General features: G+C 66.2%; 20 protein-coding genes. 14 read left to right on the top strand and 6 right to left on the bottom strand.

Features of this window, described 5'->3' with window-relative positions; all coding sequences use genetic code 11:
- The first annotated feature begins 39 nt into the window (after positions 1–39).
- A complete protein-coding gene (nagA, locus tag E3O62_RS09150) occupies positions 40–1194 on the top strand; it encodes an N-acetylglucosamine-6-phosphate deacetylase (protein WP_241973401.1) in 1155 nt (384 codons plus the stop codon).
- 240 nt (positions 1195–1434) lie between these two features.
- Here the strand turns inward: nagA and E3O62_RS09155 are convergent, their stop codons facing one another.
- On the bottom strand, positions 1435–2064 hold the full coding sequence (locus tag E3O62_RS09155; protein ID WP_134398289.1) for a LysE/ArgO family amino acid transporter: 630 nt from the start codon (positions 2062–2064) through the stop codon (positions 1435–1437).
- A gap of 69 nt (positions 2065–2133) precedes the next feature.
- Here E3O62_RS09155 and E3O62_RS09160 point away from each other — a divergent pair, with 69 nt between their 5' ends.
- The 8 genes from E3O62_RS09160 to E3O62_RS09190 all read left to right on the top strand — a co-directional run bounded on the left by E3O62_RS09160 (position 2134) and on the right by E3O62_RS09190 (position 9670).
- Positions 2134–3060, top strand: coding sequence for a LysR family transcriptional regulator ArgP (locus E3O62_RS09160; RefSeq protein WP_198413776.1), 927 nt, complete (start codon positions 2134–2136; stop codon positions 3058–3060).
- 131 nt (positions 3061–3191) lie between these two features.
- Positions 3192–4481, top strand: a complete 1290-nt coding sequence (locus tag E3O62_RS09165; RefSeq protein WP_166786450.1) for an HNH endonuclease signature motif containing protein — start codon at positions 3192–3194, stop codon at positions 4479–4481.
- A 230-nt stretch (positions 4482–4711) separates the two neighbouring features.
- On the top strand, positions 4712–4996 hold the full coding sequence (locus E3O62_RS17550) for a nuclear transport factor 2 family protein (protein WP_198413777.1): 285 nt from the start codon (positions 4712–4714) through the stop codon (positions 4994–4996).
- Positions 4978–5109, top strand: coding sequence for a hypothetical protein (locus tag E3O62_RS17555; protein WP_370448903.1), 132 nt, complete (start codon positions 4978–4980; stop codon positions 5107–5109). Before E3O62_RS17550 ends, E3O62_RS17555 begins: the two co-directional genes overlap by 19 nt.
- A gap of 73 nt (positions 5110–5182) precedes the next feature.
- Positions 5183–5830, top strand: a complete 648-nt coding sequence (locus E3O62_RS09175) for a TetR/AcrR family transcriptional regulator (protein WP_166784648.1) — start codon at positions 5183–5185, stop codon at positions 5828–5830.
- 83 nt (positions 5831–5913) lie between these two features.
- Positions 5914–8136, top strand: a complete 2223-nt coding sequence (locus E3O62_RS09180; RefSeq protein WP_166786451.1) for an MMPL family transporter — start codon at positions 5914–5916, stop codon at positions 8134–8136.
- Positions 8137–8509: 373 nt separating this feature from the next.
- A complete protein-coding gene (locus E3O62_RS09185) occupies positions 8510–8962 on the top strand; it encodes a hypothetical protein (protein WP_134398293.1) in 453 nt (150 codons plus the stop codon).
- Between the two features lie 315 nt (positions 8963–9277).
- On the top strand, positions 9278–9670 hold the full coding sequence (locus E3O62_RS09190; RefSeq protein ID WP_134398294.1) for a hypothetical protein: 393 nt from the start codon (positions 9278–9280) through the stop codon (positions 9668–9670).
- 49 nt (positions 9671–9719) lie between these two features.
- Here the strand turns inward: E3O62_RS09190 and cycA are convergent, their stop codons facing one another.
- Together cycA and ald are read right to left on the bottom strand one after the other, a co-directional pair.
- Complete coding sequence (gene cycA, locus E3O62_RS09195; protein ID WP_134398295.1) at positions 9720–11186, bottom strand: D-serine/D-alanine/glycine transporter; 1467 nt, start codon at positions 11184–11186, stop codon at positions 9720–9722.
- 127 nt (positions 11187–11313) lie between these two features.
- Positions 11314–12450, bottom strand: coding sequence for an alanine dehydrogenase (gene ald, locus E3O62_RS09200; RefSeq protein ID WP_134398296.1), 1137 nt, complete (start codon positions 12448–12450; stop codon positions 11314–11316).
- 296 nt (positions 12451–12746) lie between these two features.
- Here ald and E3O62_RS09205 point away from each other — a divergent pair, with 296 nt between their 5' ends.
- Positions 12747–13955, top strand: coding sequence for a CdaR family transcriptional regulator (locus E3O62_RS09205; protein ID WP_134398297.1), 1209 nt, complete (start codon positions 12747–12749; stop codon positions 13953–13955).
- A 20-nt stretch (positions 13956–13975) separates the two neighbouring features.
- Here the strand turns inward: E3O62_RS09205 and alr are convergent, their stop codons facing one another.
- Positions 13976–15142 carry an alanine racemase gene (gene alr / locus E3O62_RS09210; RefSeq protein WP_241973403.1) on the bottom strand — a complete coding sequence of 389 codons (1167 nt, stop codon included), beginning with the start codon at positions 15140–15142 and terminating at the stop codon, positions 13976–13978.
- 40 nt (positions 15143–15182) lie between these two features.
- Between alr and E3O62_RS17560 the strand changes: the two genes are divergently transcribed.
- Both E3O62_RS17560 and E3O62_RS09220 read left to right on the top strand, forming a co-directional pair.
- A complete protein-coding gene (locus E3O62_RS17560; protein WP_104171472.1) occupies positions 15183–15266 on the top strand; it encodes a topoisomerase DNA-binding C4 zinc finger domain-containing protein in 84 nt (27 codons plus the stop codon).
- Positions 15267–15393: 127 nt separating this feature from the next.
- Complete coding sequence (locus E3O62_RS09220) at positions 15394–15870, top strand: cupin domain-containing protein (RefSeq protein WP_198413778.1); 477 nt, start codon at positions 15394–15396, stop codon at positions 15868–15870.
- Positions 15871–15939: 69 nt separating this feature from the next.
- Here the strand turns inward: E3O62_RS09220 and E3O62_RS09225 are convergent, their stop codons facing one another.
- The gene (locus E3O62_RS09225; protein WP_134398300.1) at positions 15940–16929 is read right to left on the bottom strand and encodes an NYN domain-containing protein; all 990 of its coding nucleotides are present in this window, start codon (positions 16927–16929) and stop codon (positions 15940–15942) included.
- 169 nt (positions 16930–17098) lie between these two features.
- Between E3O62_RS09225 and E3O62_RS09230 the strand changes: the two genes are divergently transcribed.
- Positions 17099–17917 carry a nuclease-related domain-containing protein gene (locus tag E3O62_RS09230; RefSeq protein WP_134398301.1) on the top strand — a complete coding sequence of 273 codons (819 nt, stop codon included), beginning with the start codon at positions 17099–17101 and terminating at the stop codon, positions 17915–17917.
- Between the two features lie 44 nt (positions 17918–17961).
- Here the strand turns inward: E3O62_RS09230 and E3O62_RS09235 are convergent, their stop codons facing one another.
- Positions 17962–18795: a uracil-DNA glycosylase gene (locus E3O62_RS09235; RefSeq protein ID WP_134398302.1), complete on the bottom strand. Its 834-nt coding sequence runs from the start codon at positions 18793–18795 to the stop codon at positions 17962–17964.
- A 129-nt stretch (positions 18796–18924) separates the two neighbouring features.
- On the opposite strand from E3O62_RS09235, the gene E3O62_RS09240 reads away from it, so the two are divergent.
- Entirely contained in the window at positions 18925–19617 is a 693-nt protein-coding gene (locus E3O62_RS09240; RefSeq protein WP_134398303.1) for a zinc ribbon domain-containing protein, read from the top strand.
- Positions 19618–19620: the final 3 nt, after the last annotated feature.

Genomic DNA, 19620 nt, shown 5'->3' on the forward strand with positions numbered 1-19620 from the left:
CCCGTTTTCTGCAACTCACTGACTCCTGGAGACACCCTCATGACCCCGCCCGCACCCACCCCGGTCGACTCGATGCTCCTCGCTGCCCGGGCCGTGATCGCACCCGATGCGGTGCACACGCCGGGGTGGGTGGACATCCGTGCGGGACTGATCGTGGCGTGCGGCGCGGGCGAGCCGCCCCGCGCGCCCGACCACGTCTTCGCGGAGAGCACCCTGGCGCCCGGCTACGTCGACATCCACACGCACGGCGGCGGCGGCAGCAGCTTCAACGACGCCGACACCGACGCCGCCGTGGCGCGGATCACCGCGACCCACCGGGCTCACGGCACGACCACGATGATGGCCAGTCTCGTCACCGGTCCCCTTGACACATTCGAGCGCACCGTGGCAGCCCTGGCCGGGCTGGTCGAACGGGGAGTGCTGGCCGGCATCCATCTGGAGGGCCCGTGGCTGAGTCCGGTTCACCGCGGGGCCCACGACGAGAGCTTGTTGCGCGAGCCTGATACTGAGACCGTCGACCGGTTGATGCGGGCGGGGCGAGGCACCGTGCGCATGGTCACCATCGCGCCTGAACTGGAGGGCGGGCTCGCGGCCGTGACGCAGATCGCGGGCCACGGGGCCGTGGCCGCGATCGGGCACACCGACGCGAACTACGACCTGACGCGGCAGGCGATCGCGGCGGGGGCCACGGCAGGAACGCACGTATTCAACGCGATGCGGCAGATTCACCAGCGTGAGCCCGGCCCGGCTCTCGCGTTGCTTGAAGACCCGAACGTCTTCGCCGAGCTCATCGCCGACGGCGTGCACCTGCATCCGGCCGTCGTGCGGTTCATCATCGAAAGCCCGTCGCGGCCCGTCTTCGTCACGGATGCCATGGCCGCTGCCGGCGCGGACGACGGCGCCTACAAGCTCGGCGGCCTCGACGTGAGCGTCGCCAACGGCGTGGCGCGCCTGGCCGACGGCACGATCGCCGGCAGCGTGCTGACCCTGAGCGAAGCCGTGCGCTACGCCGTGCACACCGCCGGAGTGCCGTTGGCCGTCGCGGTGCGGGCGGCCACCCAGAACCCGGCCGACATGATCGGCCTCCCCGACCGCGGTCGCCTCGCCGCCGGCCTCCGCGCCGACCTGATCGTGCTCGACGCGGGCCTGTGTGTCACGGCGACGATGCAGGCCGGGGTCTGGTGCGCGCGGTAGCTCGTCCGTGTTCCGACTCCCCGTTCGTTCCCCTGACCCATTCCCCCGCCCAGCCCCTAACGAATTCGACGGAGATTCTCGCCAAAACGTGCCTGAAAGTGCCTTTTTCGGGCGTTTGAGCCAAAATCTCCGTCGAATTCGTTCGGGCGGCGGGCGGCGGGCGGCGGGCGGCGGGCGGCGGGCGGTGTGGAACGGGCGCCGGCGCGGCGGGCGGCAGGCAAACCCCTACCCCGGGCGCCGCTACACCCCGAAAGCCATCCGTACCCCGAGCGAGAGCATCACGACGGCGATGAAACCGTCGAGGATGCGCCACGAACGCGGGCGGGCGAAGAACCGCCGCAGATGGCGGGCACCGAAGCCGAGGCTGAAGAACCACACGAAGCTGCCCGTGATGGCGCCGGCGCCCCACCACCAGCGGGCGGCCTCGCCCTGCTGGTTGGCGACCGACCCGAGGAAGATCAGGGTGTCCAGGTAGACGTGCGGGTTCAGCCAGGTGAGTGCGAGCATGGTCGCCACCGCCACCTTGGTGCCGATCGGGGTCGGCGAAGCATTCGCCACCAGGGAGCCCGGTTTGAAGGCCCGTACGGCGGCGAACACCCCGTAGGCCAGCAGGAACGCGGCCCCGACAACCCGGATCACGATCAGCGCCACCGGGGTCTGTTCCACCAGCAGGCCGATGCCGAGGATTCCCGCGAAGATGAGCGCGGCATCCGAGATGGAACAGATCAGCACCGCCGGCAGGATGGTGCGCGTGCGCCCCTCGATCCCGAGCCTCAGAACATAGGCGTTCTGGGCGCCGATCGCGACGATCAGGGCGAGTCCGGTGCCGAACCCGAGCAGCGCGGGGAGGAGGGTGGTGGCGAGGTCCATGGTGGCAAATCTAGGAGGCGCTCAACACGCAGTACAGCTAAACCTTCGAAGCATACCTAAGCGAGGCTAATGATGGCGTTCCAGCTGGACCACCTGCACACCCTGGTTGCGCTCGTCGAGGAGGGCACGTTCGAGGCGGCGGCGCAGCGGCTGCGGCTGACGGCATCCGCTGTCTCGCAACGGGTCAAGGCCATGGAACAGGATGCCGGTCAAGTGCTGGTCCAGCGGGTGAACCCGGTTCTGCCCACCGTTGCCGGCGACATCGTGCTGCGGCATGCGCGGCAGGTGCAGTTGCTCGAGAGCGACGTGGCCACCGAGCTCGGCGCGGGCCTGCAGACGGGCGGCCGCACCTCGCTGGCGCTGGCGGTCAACGCCGATTCCCTGGGCACCTGGCTCCTGGATGCGCTCGCCGCCGTGCCCACCGACAGCGGCGCTGTCTTCGATATCTACCTTGAGGAGCAGGAGTACACCACCTCGCTGCTGCGTTCAGGTGCCGTAATGGCGGCGGTCACCTCCACGGCGGAGGCGGTGCAGGGGTGCAGCTCGGCGCGGCTGGGCTCGATGCGCTATCGGGCTGTGGCCAGCCCCCGGTGCGTCGAGGCCTGGCTGGGCGGTGTGGCAAGCACCGCCGGGCCAGACACCGCCGGTCCTGACCTCGCCGGGCTCGACACCGCCCCGATGGTCAACTTCGACCGTCGCGACGACCTGCAGCACCGGTTCCTGCGCAGCATCGGCGGCCGGGCCGCGGATGTCCCGCGTCACCACATCCCCACCTCGGCCGACTTCGCCCGTGCGGTGGTGCTCGGCCTGGGCTGGGGGCTGCTGCCCGAGCAGCAATGCCTCACCGAGATCGGCGACGGCCGGCTCGTGGAACTGGCCCCGGGGCATCCGATCGACGTGGTGCTCTACTGGCAGCGCTGGAACATCGCCTCCCGGCTGCTGGACCAGGTGACGGATGCCGTGGGCCGCGTCGCGGCGGCCAGTCTCTACCCGTAGGGCCTCGCCGAGCCGCCCGGCGAGGCGGGCGTCGCTGCCGACAATCCCTCCCCAAAAATACTTTGACCAGCTTGTTCGAGCCACTGAGAAACCCTCAAAGAATGTCAGTGGTACCCCGTAACGTGAGTGCCATGACCCCCTCGGTGAGCACCCCACAGGCGCAGCTCGGCTCGCGTTTCGACGCGATCGCCGCCGTCGACCGGGGTCTCGCGCGTGGGTTCGCGCAGCGGGCCGACATGATCGATGAGGCCCGCCGCTTCAGCGATAAGTTTGCCGCAAAAACACCCCGCCGAGCGGGTGCCCGGTGGGACCCCGACGAGATCGCCCGGCGTGAATTCTCCAGCGAACTGGCCTGCACCCTGCGCATCCCCGAACCCACCGCAGTGAGCCTGATCGCCGAGTCCCGGTCCCTGGCCGAAGACCTCCCCGGCACCCGGGCGGCGCTGCAGGCCGGGGAGATCAGCTACCGTCACGCCCAGGTGCTGATCGGGCAGGCCTGCTCGGTGCCCGAAGCGGCGCTACCCGCCTTCGAGGAGGCGCTGCTGCCGGCCGCGCGCACCCTGACGGCGGCCAAGCTCAAGCACAAGGCCCGCGTGCTCCGCGAGCGCCTGCACCCGGAATCCATCACCGCCCGGCGAGAGAAATCCTTCGCGGAGCGCACCTCCTATCTTCAGGCGGAACCCGACGGCATGGCGACCCTGACCGTGACCACGAGCGCCGACACCGTGCACGCCATCTTCGCCCGAGCGAACGACGCCGCCCTCAGCCTGATGGGGCCGGGGGAGCAGCGCTCCCTCACCCAGGTGCGCACCGACGTGATCAGCGACCTGCTGATCGACGGTGTGACCCCGTCGGGCATCGGCAAGGGCATCCGCGCCACGGTTCAGATCACCGTCCCGGTGATGACGCTCCTCGGCCACAGCGAAGAACCCGGCTACCTCGAGGGTTACGGGCCGATCGACCCCGACACAGCCCGCGACCTGGCCTCGCGAGCGCCGAGTTTCACGCGCATCCTGACCCATCCCGAGACGGGGATCGTGCTCTCGGTCGGCCGCGAACGGTACAAGGTTCCGAAGGCGCTCCGGCGGTTCCTCCGATTACGCGACGAAACCTGCCGCTTCGCCGGCTGCAACCAGCCGGCCCGCACCGCCGACCTCGACCATACCCATGAGTGGCAAGACCTCGGCCACACCGCCCACAACAACCTGGCCCATCTCTGCCCGGGCTGTCACGCGCTGAAGACCGAGACCGGGTGGACGGTGAAACAAGAACCCGGCGGCATCCTCACCTGGAATTCACCGTCCGGACGCGAGTTCGTGACGGAGCCGGCCACCCGGATCGCCCCACCGGGTGCGCCCCCGACAACTCCCCGAACGTCCAGACCCGCTCGGCCGCCACTGCCCGACGAGGCGCCGTTCTGACCGGCACGGCTCTGACCAGAACGGATGCCTGACCGCCCCTAGTAGCGATACCTCGCCGCGATCGGGTCGCGTTGGCGGGGGAGCATCCGAGCTGTGTTGGGAGGCGCAGTCTGGGCGTAATCCTTGAAGCATTGCGCGTCCTTGGAGCATTGCGCGTCGCTGGTTACGCTCGCACAGATTCATCGCTCGAGCCCGGTGGGCTCGCACGGCACACGAGGAGGCAGGTTCACATGAGCGACAAAGTGACACGCGACGTGCTGAATAACTTTCTGGATGCCTTCAACCGGCATGACCTGGACGCCATCATGGGCTACTTCGCCGACGACTGCGTCTTCTACCTGCCGGGGGTGCGAAGCCGCGCGGCGACCGGTTCGTGGGCAAAGAGGCGGTCAGGGCCGGGCTCGCCAAGCGCTTCGAGGGCATCCCCGATGTGTACTACGGCGACGGCCGGCACCGGGTGGGCAACGACGGTGTCAGTGACGGCGTCGGCGTCGGGGTGTCCGAGTGGACGCTGACCGGAACCTCGAACGCGGGCCAGCAGATCGAGGTGCGCGGGCTCGACCTGCTCGAGTTCCACGAGCACGCCAAGATCACCCGCAAAGATTCCTTCTGGAAGATCGTCGAGTGACGTGAGGGCCCAGCCCGCCATGGATGCCCCCGTCGCGTATTCTCGACAGCGACGCACTCCCCGGAAAGGTTCCATGCCCAGCCCTAAACAGCCAGCCGTGCCGCGCATCGACGTGGAACGCCACCAGCGGGCCCTCCTTGCGGCGGCGGCCGACGTGCTCGCCCGCGACCCCGACTCCTCGATGGCGGATGTCGCGCAGGCCGCGAACCTGACCCGCGCCACCCTCTACCGCCACTTCAGCAACCGGCAGACCCTGCTCAAGGCGATCCAGGCGGAGGCCCTCACCCGCGCGTCGGAGACCCTCTTCGCGTGTCGCCTCGACGACGGGAACGCGCTCGAGGTGCTCCGGCGCGTCATCGGCGCGCTGGGCAAGCACGGGATGCGCTTCCGCATCATCCTGATGAAGGCGTCGGACGCCAGCCCGCGATTCCTCACCCAGCGCGACCAGGTGCTCGCCCCCGTGGTCGACGTCGTCAAGCGCGGTCAGCTCGAAGGCGACATCCGTTCCGACCTGTCACCGGAGTGGATCGTCACGGCCATGGCCTCCCTGCTCATCGCCGCCGTTCGGGCCGCGCCGACCACGAAGCACTCCGACGCCGACGTGTCCGACCTCATCTTCCGCACCCTGGTCGGCGGCATCGCGACCGACAACAAGACGACTGACAACAAGATGACCGACAACAAGACGACAGGCAACAAGAACTCCCAGGCACAAAACTAGACAACGCTGTCTCATTTCATTTAGTCTCAGATCAGCAGCCCGAATGGTGCTGCCGGACTCGATGAACCGTGATGGGACTCTCCGTGCTCTCTGCACTCGCTCGCATATCAACCCGCTACCGCTGGATCGTGGTCGGACTGTGGCTGGTGCTGCTCCTCGGCGCCCTGGTCGGCAGCCGGGCGATCGGCGGCACCTTCAGCAACGACCTCACCCTCGCCGGCACCGACTCGCAGGCCGCCTACGACACCCTGCGCGAGCAGTTCCCGGAACTGTCCGGTGACGGCATGCAGGCCATTGTGCACAGCACGGATGCCGCGGAGCCCGTCACGTCTCCGGCCACCCGCACCGCGGTGGAGGGGGCCGTGGCCGAGCTGGCCGCCCTCGACGGTGTCGCCGCCGTGCGCTCACCGTACGACCCTCCGCAGCCGATGGTCTCCGAAGACGGAATGACGGCGATGGTGACCATCCAGTTCACCGAGCGGGCCAAGGACTTCCCCGACGAGACGCTGGCCGAGACGCAGGCGGCCTTCGACGGCGTGCAGGATGCCGGGGTCCAGGTCGAATTCGGCGGCCCCGCCGCCCAGGCCGAGTCCGGGCCGTCGGGAAGCGAGGTCTACGGGTTGCTCGCCGCCGCCCTGGTGCTGCTCCTGGTGTTCGGCTCCGTCTTCGCGATGCTGGTCACCCTGGTCAGCGCACTGATGGCCCTCGGCATCGGGCTCGCCTCGATCACCATGATCGCATCGACGGTGACCATCGGCACGTCCGGTCCGATCGTGGCCGCCATGATCGGCCTGGGCGTGGGCATCGACTACGCCCTGCTGATCGTCACCCGGCACCGTGAGGGGATGTCCCAGGGCCTGGCCCCGAACGCATCCATCGAGGCGGCCATGACCACCGCGGGCCGTTCCGTTCTGGTGGCCGGCGCCACGGTGATCATCGCCATCCTCAGCCTCTACTCCATCGGCATCCCGTTCGTCTCCTCCCTCGGGCTGGCCAGCGCCATCGTGGTAAGTGCCACGATGCTCGCCGCCGTCACCCTGCTGCCGGCGCTGCTGGCCATCTTCGGCACCAACCTGGACCGCGTGCGGGTGCGCAAGCTCCGCAAGAAGACGGCCGTGACGAATGCCGCGACGGATGCCCCGAGCACCTCCCACCCGCGGCCCGCCTCCGGCTGGCGCGGCTGGGTCGGCGGCATCCAGCGTCGGCGCTGGGTCTCGGCGCTCGCCGCCGTGCTCGTGCTGGCGATTCTCGCCCTGCCGCTGCTGTCCCTTCGCCTCGGCACCGCTGACGGTGGATCCCAGGCCGCCGACACCACCCAGCGCAAGGCCTACGACCTCATCGTCGACGGCTTCGGCGCCGGGTGGGCGGGCCCGCTCCTGGTCACGGTCGACTTCGGCGCCGACTCCACGCCGCCCGAGAGCCAGGCCGCAAGCATGGCCGTGCACACGCAACTGGCGGCAACGGATGGCGTCAGCGCGGTCACACCCCCGCGGCTGGCCGAGAACGGAACGACCGCGCTGTTCACCGTGATCCCCACCAGCTCGCCGGATGACGCCGCCACCGAAACCCTCGTGCACGACCTGCGCGACACCGTGCTGCCGGCCGCGGCACCGGATTCTGCCGCCCACGTCGGCGGGGCAACGGCGACCAGTATCGACCTGGCCGACACGCTCCTGGCGCAGATCGGCTGGTTCATCCTGATCGTCGTCGTGCTGGCCTTCATCGTTCTGCTGATCGAGTTCCGGGCGCCGTTCATCGCGGCCATGGCCGTCATCATGAACCTGTTCGCGGTCGGCGCCGCCTACGGCCCGGTCGTCGCCGTGTTCCAATGGGGGTGGTGGCCCGCCGGCCTGCTCGGGGTGTCCTCCGGCCCGGTGGAATCGTTCGTTCCGGTGATGCTGTTCGCGGTGTTGTTCGGGCTGTCCACCGACTACACCGTGTTCCTGCTCAGCCGCGTCAAGGAGGAGCTCGCCCGCACGGGAGACGCCGACCGGGCGGTGCGTGACGGCCTGGCCGCGACGGCCCGGGTGATCCTGGCCGCGGCATCCGTCATGGTCGTCGTCTTCGGCAGCTTCATTCTCAACGACCAGCGCACCGTGACCATGTTCGGCTTCGGCCTGGCGATGTCCGTCGCCGTGTACGCGCTCGTCGTGATGCTGGTGCTCGTGCCGGCGCTGCTCGCGATCGCGGGCCGCGGAGCGTGGGGGCGCCCGAAGCGCCGGTCGTCGGCCGATGCGGAGGCCGGCCCCGATGGTGGGACGGGCTCCGGAGCAGCAGGACTGACCAGGGTGTTGGTGCAGAAATAGCCGCGTGACGGATGCCGAGGCGCACCCTGTGGAAACTGGCTTACGTTCTACCGTGCGCCAGGCTGCCCTACATTTTCCTGAAGATCCCCAGGTCCGCGTCACGTGGGACGGCCTGCCCGTTCTGGGGATGTAGCCAGCGGTGCCACGCCCGCTAGATTCGGCCCGGGTGGAGTCTTCACGATCAACACCAAGCACCATCCAGGCGCCGCATTACTGATGCTTCACCGCGAAAAATGGAGATCGATTGTCAAGCAGAGATACACAGGCGCCGTGGCATTCAGGACGACGGGTTGTTGAGACCGCTCTCGTTTTGTGCCTGATCCTCCCTCTTTCGGCGTGCTCAGGTTCGCGTCCGAATATACGAGAGGAGGCAATGTTTGAGGCCAGGATCACCATAGAGAAGGTCTCCGCCCTAGCCATCGAAAGCGCCATTGGCCACAACTTCGACAGCTACTTGGATGCGGTGTCCACAGGAGACGTCTGGCCCAAGCCGGCGTTCGCCACAATCCGCGAAGACACAGATGAACAGACACCCGGTTGGGCTCGCGGAGCGGCGTTCGGCGCGGTAGTCGATCGATCAATGTCCTACCCGAAGGTGCTGGTTAGCTACGCCGCATCGGGGCAAAGCTCCACCGGAAGTGGATTCAATTCGAGGGTTGCCAACGTGTTGGTCTGCGTCAGCATCGAGGTCGAGTTCGTGGGCGACCGGGTTGATGTCTATATGCCCCCTTCTATCGCTGCCGTGGAATGTCCCGCCGACGTACAAAAATACTTCGGCGGGAACGAATTGGTCACGCTTGACGAGGTGTTCGCCGCATCTCCATGACGTTAGCGGCGGCTCAAAGTCACCGACTTTCGATAGCGCCAACCGCCACGGTGGCTGAAGACGGCTGTGAGGGGTCGCAAATCGACCTTCCTGAGTCGATTGAAGGTCGATTTGTGACCCCTCACGGCTTCGGTAGGGCGAATCAGGAGCCTCCGAATCGGTGTGAAGTCTGTTCCGGACCTGGAGCAGGCATCCATATTCACTGCCGGGACACCCCCACTGGGGACAAAAAAGCAGGCCAAGGCCCTCTTTTGCGGCGCGCCCCCACCTAGGCTTGAACTTTGCAGTAAAGCCAATCAGTTGGGGGACTGAAGCGTGAGTTCGGATAATGTGTTGCTCGCAACGGGGGCGCTGGTCGTGGCGCACTGCGGGATCCTGATGGGCACGGTGTGTCTGCCGTTCGCGGCGTCGTTCCTCCTGGACGGAATCGTGCAGCTTCTGCGAGGCGACGGCCCGAAGCTGTTCCTGGGCAGCCTGGGCCTGGTGGTTCTGCTTGCCGGTGCCGGATACGCCCTGTGGCAGTTCGGAGCCGGCTACCCCGGAGTGGAAATGGAGAGGCCGGCCCTCATGGTCACGGTTTCCCTCTACCTGGTCGCGGTCTCCACTGTGCTGGCGCTGATCGGGTTCGTGCTGCGAACGGTGAGGCTCCTCCGGGACGCCCGGCGGGAGGCGGACAGGCTGCAGTACATGCGGATGTCTCCCCTGTGACGCCGGCTGAGCACCGCGCTGCCTCGGACTGACCGGCTCGTCTCGACCCTCAGTCGCGGAAGGCGATCGCCAAAGCCCGATCGGCCTCGACACTCGCCCGGTGAAGTTCTTGATTAGCGGCCATTTCGGGGCGACGGCGGATGATGAGCCAGGCGATGCCGAGCCCGATGAACCACACCGGCGTCACGACCAACGCCTGCAGCGTATCCGTCTTCTGGGTGAGCGCCCAGATCAGGAATACGAAGAACGCGAGCAGGACATAACTCATGTACACGCCGCCGGGCATTTTGAACTTGGATGCTGCGTGCAGCGCCGGGCGGCGCTTGCGATACACGATGTAGCTCACCACGATGATGGTCCACACGAAGATGAACAGCACCGACGCCATTGTTGTCACCACGGTGAACACGGCCATGATCGATGAACTCGAATACAGCAGCACAGCCGATATGAGCAGGAACATGCACGAGAACAGCAGGGCGTTGGCCGGCACTTTGTGGCGGGTCAGACGTTGGAACCGCCCCGATGCCGTGCCCTCGACCGACAGCCCGAAAAGCATTCTGGATGTTGAATACAGACCGGAGTTCGCTGAGGATGTCGCGCTCGTGAGCACGACGAAGTTGATCACGGCCGCGGCCCCGCCGAGCCCTGCGAGGGCGAACATCGCCACGAACGGGCTCACATCGGCGCGGACCTCACGCCACGGCGTGACCGTCATGATCATGATCAAGGCGAGAACGTAGAACAGCATGATGCGAATGGGAATGGAGTTGATTGCCTTGGGAAGGTTCTTCTCCGGGTGCTGCGCTTCGGCGGCCGTGGTGCCCACGAGCTCGACCCCGAGGAACGCGAACACGGAGAGCTGGAAACCGGCGATGAACCCCATCGGGCCGGTCGGGAACATCCCGCCGTCGTTCCACAGGTTGGTGAAACTCGCCGGGGTGCCGTTGGGGGACTGGAACTGAGTGAACACCATCACGAGGCCCACGACGATAAGCGTGACAATTGCCACGATTTTGATCAGCGCGAACCAGAACTCGGTCTCGCCGAACGCCTTGACGCTCGTGAGGTTGAAGCCGAGCAGAATCGTTACCGCCACGAGCGCCGGAATCCATAGCGGCAGATCGGGCCACCAGAAGCTCGTATACAGCGCGATCGCGATCAGTTCGGCGATGGCGGTGACGATCCAGCACACCCAGTACGTCCAGCTCGTGAAGAAGGCGGCCCACGGCCCGAGCAGGTCACCGGCGAAGTCGCTGAACGACTTGTATTCGAGGTTGGAGAGCAGCAACTCGCCCATGGCCCGCATGACGAAGAACAACATGAAGCCGATGATCATATAGACGAAGATCACGGACGGCCCCGCGAGGGAGATCGTCTTCCCCGAGCCCATGAACAGGCCCGTTCCGATCGCACCGCCGATGGCGATGAGCTGGATATGACGGTTCGAGAGCGATCGTGCCAGGTGTGGTTGCGCGTTCGGCGCTGGATGCGTGCTGGTTTTCACTTGCGACATCGGAGATACTTCCTTGTAGTCCAGGCAATGGGCACAGTGTCGGGGTCACCGATCTCTGCAGAAATTGTGGGTCGCGGATGCCGGGGCCGACCGATCAGGCCGTACCCGGCATCCGCGACCAGTGCTGCTAGACCAGCGCGAGCTCGACCTCTGAGACGAGGTCGGTCCAATCCGTGAGCGGTAGGTCGAGGGCGACGCTGACCGAGCGGTTCGCGACCTTTCCGGCGGCGATGTTCAGGCCACCGGCAAGGGCGGCGTCCCGCTCGAATGCTGCACGCACGCCACGGTCGGCAATCGACAAAGCGTAGGGCAGAGTCACGTTCGTCAGCGCGAGGGTCGACGTCTGCGGAACGGCGCCGGGCATGTTGGCGACGCAGTAGAAGATCGAACCGTGCACGGGGAAGGTGGGGTTCTCGTGCGTTGTGGCGTGTGTGCCTTCGAAGCAGCCGCCCTGGTCGACCGCGATGTCCACGAGCACGGAGCCCCGCTTCATGCGCGACACGAGCTCGTTGGTGACGAGCTTGGGGGCCTTGGCGCCGGGGATCAGCACGGAGCCGATCACGAGGTCGGCCTCGGTGACGGAACGGTTGATATCGTAGGCGTTCGAGGCGATGGTCTTCAGACGTCCGGCGTACTGGGCGTCGAGTTCGCGCAGGCGGTCGATGTTGATGTCCAGGATGGTGACGTCAGCGCCCATCCCGATGGCCATGGCGGCGGCGTTGGAGCCAGCGACGCCGGCACCGATCACAGTCACCTTGGCGGCCCGCACCCCGGGCACCCCGCCCATCAGCATGCCCGGGCCACCACCCGGTCGGGTCATCGACGCGGCGCCGACCTGAACGGCGAGGCGTCCGGCAACCTCGCTCATCGGGGCAAGCAGCGGCAGTGAACGGTCAGCCTTCTGCACGGTCTCGTAAGCGATCGCGGTCACGCCGGACTCGAGCAGGGCGCTGGCGAGGGCGGGCTCGGCGGCGAGGTGCAGGTAGGTGAAGAGGATCAAGCCCTCACGAAAGTACGAGTACTCGGCCGCGATCGGCTCTTTCACCTTGAGGATCATGTCGGCGCTGGCCCACACCTCGAAGGCGGTCTTGACGATGGTTGCACCGGCGGCTTCGTAGTCGGTGTCAGCGAAGCCGGAGGCGATTCCCGCGCCGGCCTGTACCAGCACGGTGTGGCCGTGAATCTTGGCTTCGTGCACTCCGGCGGCGGTGATGGCCACGCGGAACTCGTTGTTCTTGACTTCGGTTGGAACGCCAATGATCATGGGGAACTCCTGCTTCTTGTAGACGCCTGCTGATCGACTTTGGTCAGCTTTAAAATGATAAACCCGGATTTAAAGGCCGCCCCGGCTCCGCCATGGGGACAACGGAGGCCGAGGGCAACTCCGTCGCGCGGTACACAAGGCAGAAAATTGCCGTTTATACAGGTATTTGTCTTTCCCGAGGCCGGTGGTCAGGGGCGGATTCATCGTGCAGACACCCCGCAGTCGGCTCGACATCTGTAGCGCCCAGGTGCGTCGATCGTCTCCTGACGTCCACGCTGCTCCGTTAGATTGAATCTATGAAAACGGCCGATATTGACCAAGCAGTGGTCAACATCGCCGCGCGAATTGACCGGGCTCTCTCGCTTGAAGACCTCGACGGCGGGCTGCTCGCGTATAGCGCGCATCAACCCACGGCTGACCGAGTGCGCACGAACTTTCTGCTGAGCAAGGTTGTTCCGCCCGATGTCAGCGCCTGGCAGCTCAGCCACGGTATCGCCTCGGCAGTGAAGCCGGTGCCCGTGCCGGCCAACGCCGACCTCGGAATGTTGGGCCGCGTGTGCGTGCCGCTGCTGGCACGTGGATTCCGGGTGGGGTATCTGTGGGTCCTCCAGCTCGACGACGAGCAAACGCCCGAGGTGATTCTGCGTGAGCTGCGGCTCATCCGCCCGGAGATGGACGCCCTCGCAGAGATGCTGCTCAACCGTTCCAGCGCCGATTATAAAGCGCGGCGCACCGACGAGGCCCAATTCCTCGCCGCGTGCTTGGGGGACCGCAATGCCGGCGTGGCGGTGGACGGTTGGCCTGGTGTGCACGGGCGCGGACCCTGGCGGCTCGCCGCGCTGCTCGAGCGTGGTGACAACGCGCAGCGCGACCCCGCCAAGAGCGGCCTGCTGCACCGTCTCGCCGCACTCTATGCCACGCTTGGCATCAATACCGTGCTGTTCTCGGCCGGCACCGAAACGCATGCCGTTCTGCTGCTCCACGACGAGATTGACGGCTTCGACCTGTCCGAGGTTCGAATGCGCTTTGAGTTCGAGGTGTCCCGCCGCGGTGGGCAGGTGGCTGCACCCGCCCTGATCGGGCTGAGCGAGCCCTTCACCGACCTGCGACGGCTGCCCGGTGCCTACTCCGAGGCGCGGAGCGCCGTGCAAGCGGCCAGGGTTGATACCCAGCTCGGCACGCTCGTATCGTTTCGCGCTACCGGGGTCTACCAATTCCTGGCCGTCGCAAGTCGAGACGTGTTGCCGTCCGAGTCAGCGCTCTTCTCCGAACTCCGGGCACTCGACCGAAACGGGGAACTGCTGCCCGTGCTCGAGATGCTCTACGACAAGAACGGGTCCGTGGCCGAGGTCGCAGAGCACCTGCATTTGCACCGAACCAGTATTTACAACCGGCTGGGACGCATCCGTTCCGCATTGGGCGTCGACCCGCTCGGCGGGCAGGCGCGCCTTGAGCTGCACCTAGCCCTCAAGGCCGACCGCTGGGCTGGCCGTCCGCGCCTCTGACGGGCCTGCCCGGATTGGTCTCAGACGTTTCGGTAGACGCGGGGAACGCGGGGACTGATGCGGGTGACCACTTCGTAATTGATGGTGCCGGCGGCCGCCGCCCACTCGTCAACGGATGCGTCGTCGTCGCCGGGGCCGAACAGCACCGCTTCGGCACCGATCACCGACGAGCCGGAGGCCACGAGTGCGGCCTCACCGAGGTCGATGACCATCTGGTCCATGGCGATGCGCCCGACCACGGGATAGGTCACGCCGTTGACTCGCACCGGGCCTCCCGTGGCGATGCGTGGAATGCCGTCGGCGTAGCCCAATGGAATCAGGGCGAGCGTGGTCGGGGCCGTGGTGCGGTAGTTGAGCCCGTAGGAGACGCCCTGTCCGGCGGGAACGTCTTTGCACACCGATACAAGCGTGCGCAAGGTCATCGCCGGGCGCAATCCGAGGTCGTTCGAGGTCTGGTTGGCGAACGGCGACAGGCCGTAGATGGCCAGCCCCGCCCGCACCAGATCGAAGTGCGTGTCGGGGCGGGACAGCGTGCCGGCGCTGTTGGCGAGGTGCCGCAGCATCGGGCTCAGCCCCGCCTCCTGCGCCACAGCAACGGCCGTCGTGAATGCCGCAACCTGTTCGTCGGTCTCGACGCGGTCGGGTTCATCGGCCACCGCGAGGTGCGAGAAGATGCCCACGACGGTCACAGATCCGCTGGCTTCCGCCTGTCGGGCGCGGGCCACGAGGTTGGCCCACTCCGTGGGGGTGCTGCCGTTGCGGCCCAGACCGGTGTCAATCTTGAGATGAATGCGTGCGGTTTTTTGCTGCTGCTGCGCGGCCAGGGCGATGAGCGGCAACTCCCAGCCGGAGCATCCGAGATCAATGTCCGCGGCGATTGCCGCCGCGAAGTCGCTGTCTGTGGTGTTCAGCCAGGCCAGTACCGGCACCGAGATGGCCGCAGCGCGGAGTGCTAGTGCCTCCGATATGTGTGCCACGCCGAGCCACTCCGCTCCCGCCTCGAGCGCCGCGCGAGCGACGGGGAGAACCCCGTGACCGTAGGCGTCCGCTTTGACGACCGCCATCAGCCGGGCTGGGGCGGCGAGCGCAACGAGGTGGCGAACGTTGTGTCTGATCGCGTCGAGGTCGATCACGGCTGCGCGCTCCGGCAGCCGTTCGGTGGGGGTGGGCACGGCTGCTGCTTTCACACGTTGCAGCCTAACCCTCGGGTGGTGCGGCCCTGCGTTCATGGCTGAGCGCACCGGCGAGCGCGGGCCGTTCCTGGGATGCCGCAGGTATCCGCGGTGCAAGAGCACGCTTGCGCTGACCTGAGCGCGCCCGTGACGGGTCGTAAATGACCTCAACCCGGGCGCCATCCCGGTATCCAATCGGCTGGGGGCGGCCTAGCGTTCGCACTGTACGCGTCAACCCCGCTGTCCCCGCACTAGGAGGAGGAATCATGAACGTGAACCGAGCCGGGTCGGCCGGCATCCGTGTGAAGACTGCCCGCGACATCGAGTCGACCGGAGACGCCAGCGCTCTGGACCGGTACCTCATTGACAGTGCTGACTCGGGTGGAGCTATCGCGGTCGTGGAACACCTGCTGGCGCCGCGCACCCTCGCGGCACCGATCCACCGGCACAGCCGGGAAGACGAATACAGTCTCGTGCTTGCCGGGCGGCTCGGAGTCTTCGAGGACGGCGACGAAGTCGTTGCCTCGCCGGGCGACCTGGTCTTCAAGCCGAGGGGTCGCTGGCACACCTTCTGGAATGCCGGCGAAGAGCCTCTGCGGGTGCTCGAGCTGATCGTGCCTGGCGGAATCGAACAGCTCTTCCGCCAGCTGGCCGAACCGGGGGCGAGTACGACGCGGCAACGCTTCCGCCGCTGGCGGCCGAATACGGCGGCGAGGTCGACTTCGAGGCCACCATGCCCCTGATGCAGCGGCACGGGCTCGTCTTCTGAGGCACCGGCGACCCCTCACGACGCTGGTGAGAGACCGGCCGGCTCAGCCTCGCAGGCGAAGCAGTACCGGGCTCGCCGGACTTTTCTGCTCGACCTCAACGACCGAAGACCGAGATTTCAGAAAATCGGAGAACTGGGTGAAGCCGAGCGCCCGCTCCTGAAAAGACGGGTCCATTCGTTTCATCTGGAGCTTCAGCGCCGATGCGTGTTGCCACTCCTGATCGTTCTTCGCCAGCAGCTCCATCGCTCGCAGGAGCAGCGGAGTCGCCGCCTTCCGGGCAGTGGGCGTGGGCGTGGCATCGGTTGTGGGTGCGGGCACCGCGGCCGAAACGGGAGGAAGCGGAGCCACGGATGCGGCGGCATCCGTCTTCTTGGATGGAACCTCCTTGACCGGCGGGATCGGGGGCGCTGGCGGGGTCGGGGCCGAGGGGGTCGACATCGAAATCAGCGTTGCCGCACTCGTGACCCCGGGCAGGGAGTCGTAGTCGGCGAACTCGTCGCAGGCGGCCGCGAGAGTACTACTCGTCGAGCCGGACACGCCGATACCGATGACGTAGCGGCCCAGTCTCCTGCAGCGCTGGGCGAGCGGGACGTAGTCGGAATCCCCGGCGACGATGACGACGTGGGTGAGGTCGGTGAGCCGCAACACGTCCTCGACGACGTCGATGGCCAACCGGATATCCGCGCCGTTCTTCAGCGACGAAACGGTCGGGAACAGTTGCGTCAGGTCGACAGCGCGGTCGGTGAGCTGGCGCTGGTACCTCGCGTTGACCGCCGCCGACCAGTCGGCGTAGGCGCGACTGACCACGACTGACCCGAACGACGACGCATAGTCCAATACGGCGCCCATATCGATCATGGCCTGGTGGATGCGCGCGGTCACCTCAGCGTCGGTCCTGGGGTTCGACGACACGTGATTGCGCGCCTTGTCTTTGGCGAACTGGTTCTTGCCGTGCAACTGGTTGTAGCGCGAGATGACGATGTTGTCGAAGTCCAGGTAGACGCCGACTCGTTCGCGGGACTGCTCAGCCATCCGTTGCTCCTCATTGGGTCGATGCCGGTGACGAGCATCGCGCCAGTCCCCCCGCCAGTCAGTCTCTCAGAGTTGGGTGGCTGGCGTTGCGAGCCCGTTCTGGGGATGCCGCCCTCGCGAGACCAGACCACACCAACCGCTAGATTCAACGCGGGGGAACGGGGGAACCATGACTATTCACGCGCAAACAATGAGGCAGCAGTTCGCGGCCCAGGCGGTCATCGAGGAGTTGCTGCGGCAGCACGCCGATACGCCACCGCGGAGCACGTTCGCGCGGTTCTGCGGCAACTCTCCGTTGCGCAGGGACAGCGTCAGCTGGTACCGGGGTGCTAAAGGCGAGATCGTGGTCGGCCAGATCCTCGCGACTCTGCCTTCGGAGTGGACGTCTTTCCACGCCCTGCCGATCGGCAAGAAGGGCTCGGACATCGATCACATCGTCATCGGCCCGGGCGGCATCTTCACCATCAATACGAAACACCATGCGGGCAAGACCGTCTGGGTGGCCGGGCGGGGCCTGATGGTGTCCGGCCAGAAGCAGCCCTATATCCGCAACGCCGAATACGAAGCCGGCCGGGTCACGAAACTGCTGAGAGAACGGATGCCGCTGCTCCCGGCCGCGCAGCCCGTGCTCGCCCTGGTCAATCCCAAGTCGCTGACCGTCAAGGTGGCGCCGGAACAGGTGAAAGTCACAACTGCCGCTGGCCTGCGACGCTGGCTTGTGAAGCGCCCCGTGGTGCTGAACGCCGGTGACCTGGCGGAGCTCGCCGCGGTCATCGACGATCCGGCGACGTGGCCGGCCCCGCTGTTCCCGCCTACAGAGAACGTGCTGGCTCGCTTCAACGCGCTCGATGCCGAGGTTCTCGCGGCGCGAACGCGGCGGAGAGTGTGGAGCTTCAGCGGCACACTCGCACTCTTTGCGGCAGCCTTCGGCGCGTGGCTGCTGCTGCCGGCCGTGCTCGGCGCCGTTCTGACGGGCGGGCCGCAGTGATCAGGTAGCCTGGCCGGTAGTCGTCCTCTGCAACCGGCAGCTCCCTACGAAGCCAGGTCTCGAAGCAGAAGCTCGATGAGCAAGCGCTGACTTCGTTGCGACGGCTGCGCGTGGACATACTCGTTGATCCGAGTCTCGGAGTCGACCGTACCCGGTAGGAGGGGCAGCAGCTCGGCCCGAGCGGCAGCTCGAAGCTCAGGCCCGGTCAACGGGACGAGCGTGTCGGCGTTCAACGCTGCCAGGGGAGTCAGCCCGGCGTGCCGCATGGCTTCGCGATAGACCTCGCACACACACTCAAGAGCGATGGACTTTTCCGGCTCGCGCAGAATGAAAGCCCGGTTGCTGGTGTGGCGCGTGTTCCAGGCCTTCAATCCCCGGGCGTCCGCGTAGTCGCCGAATCGCCTTCTCGACATGAACCGACGAACGCTTCGGTGAGCGTCACCGCCATGAGCAACGACGGAGTGGATGTTGGGGTGCAGGTCGAGAACGCGCTTGAGCGCATCGAGCCCGTCATTAATGAGATTATTCGGCATCCCATTCGGGTGCGTTTCGTGCACATGCCATGGGTACGCGTTCCACGGCACGATTTGGTCGTCGGTCAGGCCGACGGACTCGTAGATGTCGCCCATCCGGGCAGCCGAGCCGTCGTTGTTTTCCCGGGAGAGCATGCCGGAGCCCTTTGCTCCACCGGCCTGTGGCCCAGGGTTTGAGGAGAGCGCGAGGATGACGGCCGTCGAGGCTCCATAGTGGGGCGCGATGTACGGCACAGAGTATCCAGGTTGTTCCACCATGAGTTGATCGCAGAGTTTGTTGATAGAGCGCACCTGCGGCTCGCGTATGCGGTTCATCTGGTCATCGCGAAATGCTGGGTCGGCCATCCGTCGAGTCATGCCTGAAGCCTAGGTGTGATTGCGCGCCTGCTCGAGAGAGGGGATCGCCCCCAACTGGGGCCAAATAGGCAGATCATCTGCATCTTTGGTGTCTTTCAGCGCCCATAGGCTGGCACCATGGCAGACGAGAAAGCTCCCGATGAAGGCGACGATACTCAGGGAATTCCGGCTCAAGAGCCCGTTCCCGGGAGTAGTGAGGAATCCGGCGCGCAGATCACCAACGGTGAAGTGCCCACCAAAGTTTGCGCGCAGTGCAGCACCCAATCAAGAACGAACGGTGCGTTCTGCCCGAATTGTGGAAAGTCTTACGTTCACTCGCGTCCTTCTCGCAAAACAATCAAGATTGCTGCAATAGCCTTAGCCGCCGTTATCATTCTCGGCGGCGGGACTGCTGCTATTGCACAGACCGTCATGCACAATAACGAGGTCGTCGCCCAGGAGGCCGCGGCCAAGAAGAAAAAGGCCGCCGCAACCGCGGCAGCCCAGAAAGTGGCTGCTGAAGCGACCGCCCAACGAGCGTCGGATTCAGCTGAACGGGCCCTGCGCATGACATCCGTTGGTGAGATTGAGGCTTCGATAACGACGGATGCCCAGTCCCGGGTTGCCGAGGGTGTACTCGACGGCCCCATCGACAAGTCATCCTGCACACCATTAGGTGGTGGGTCAACGGATGACCTCACCGCGATAACCACGACATTCACTTGCATCGCCATCAACAAGGAGAATGCTGATGGCACAGCAAGCGGGTACCGGTTCTCAGCCACCATGAATTGGGACGATGGCTCCTATACGTGGCACCTGGGCGACTGAATA

This window comes from Cryobacterium sp. TMT2-15-1, from assembly GCF_004402345.1.
Classification (GTDB): domain Bacteria; phylum Actinomycetota; class Actinomycetes; order Actinomycetales; family Microbacteriaceae; genus Cryobacterium; species Cryobacterium sandaracinum.

Coding starts and splice junctions, on each gene's coding strand:
- E3O62_RS09185 (WP_134398293.1), top strand. CDS start 8,510: ATGTTTGAGGCCAGGATCACCATAGAGAAGGTCTCCGCCCTAGCCATC.
- E3O62_RS09240 (WP_134398303.1), top strand. CDS start 18,925: ATGGCAGACGAGAAAGCTCCCGATGAAGGCGACGATACTCAGGGAATT.
- E3O62_RS17560 (WP_104171472.1), top strand. CDS start 15,183: ATGGCTGAGCGCACCGGCGAGCGCGGGCCGTTCCTGGGATGCCGCAGG.
- E3O62_RS09205 (WP_134398297.1), top strand. CDS start 12,747: ATGAAAACGGCCGATATTGACCAAGCAGTGGTCAACATCGCCGCGCGA.
- E3O62_RS09175 (WP_166784648.1), top strand. CDS start 5,183: ATGCCCAGCCCTAAACAGCCAGCCGTGCCGCGCATCGACGTGGAACGC.
- E3O62_RS09230 (WP_134398301.1), top strand. CDS start 17,099: ATGACTATTCACGCGCAAACAATGAGGCAGCAGTTCGCGGCCCAGGCG.
- E3O62_RS17550 (WP_198413777.1), top strand. CDS start 4,712: ATGAGCGACAAAGTGACACGCGACGTGCTGAATAACTTTCTGGATGCC.
- ald (WP_134398296.1), bottom strand. CDS start 12,450: ATGATCATTGGCGTTCCAACCGAAGTCAAGAACAACGAGTTCCGCGTG.
- E3O62_RS09165 (WP_166786450.1), top strand. CDS start 3,192: ATGACCCCCTCGGTGAGCACCCCACAGGCGCAGCTCGGCTCGCGTTTC.
- E3O62_RS09160 (WP_198413776.1), top strand. CDS start 2,134: ATGATGGCGTTCCAGCTGGACCACCTGCACACCCTGGTTGCGCTCGTC.
- E3O62_RS09155 (WP_134398289.1), bottom strand. CDS start 2,064: ATGGACCTCGCCACCACCCTCCTCCCCGCGCTGCTCGGGTTCGGCACC.
- E3O62_RS09225 (WP_134398300.1), bottom strand. CDS start 16,929: ATGGCTGAGCAGTCCCGCGAACGAGTCGGCGTCTACCTGGACTTCGAC.
- E3O62_RS09235 (WP_134398302.1), bottom strand. CDS start 18,795: ATGGCCGACCCAGCATTTCGCGATGACCAGATGAACCGCATACGCGAG.
- cycA (WP_134398295.1), bottom strand. CDS start 11,186: ATGTCGCAAGTGAAAACCAGCACGCATCCAGCGCCGAACGCGCAACCA.
- E3O62_RS09220 (WP_198413778.1), top strand. CDS start 15,394: ATGAACGTGAACCGAGCCGGGTCGGCCGGCATCCGTGTGAAGACTGCC.
- nagA (WP_241973401.1), top strand. CDS start 40: ATGACCCCGCCCGCACCCACCCCGGTCGACTCGATGCTCCTCGCTGCC.